The 469-nt window shown below is 66.3% G+C and carries 1 pseudogene; it reads left to right on the forward strand.

Features of this window, described 5'->3' with window-relative positions:
- Nucleotides 1-469 (forward strand): annotated as a pseudogene (locus AWV70_RS22595) (4-hydroxy-2-oxovalerate aldolase); the annotation flags it as partial.

The following is a 469-nucleotide window of genomic DNA, read 5'->3' on the forward strand; positions in this document are numbered from 1 at the left end:
GGCCTATGACCGGGTGCTCAAGCCCGAGACGCAGCGCGGCATGTACGCCCACCACAATCTCTCGCTCGGCGTCGCCAACTCGATCGTTGCAGCGCAGGAAGGTGCGATCCGCATCGACGCCAGCCTCGCTGGCATGGGCGCGGGCGCCGGCAATGCGCCGCTCGAGGTGTTCATCGCCGCGATCGACCGCAAGGGCTGGAAGCACGGCTGCGATGTGATGGCGCTGATGGACGCCGCCGAGGATCTGGTCCGGCCGCTTCAGGATCGCCCAGTCCGCGTCGACCGCGAGACCCTGAGCCTGGGTTATGCGGGCGTCTATTCGTCGTTCCTGCGCCACGCCGAAAAGGCCGCCGAACAATACGGACTCGACACACGCGAAATCCTGGTCGAACTTGGCCGGCGCCGGATGGTCGGCGGACAGGAAGACATGATCGTCGACGTCGCTCTCGATATCCTGAGCGCGCGCAAG

It is taken from the genome of Sporosarcina koreensis (assembly GCF_001531445.1).
GTDB lineage: Bacteria > Bacillota > Bacilli > Bacillales_A > Planococcaceae > Sporosarcina > Sporosarcina koreensis_C.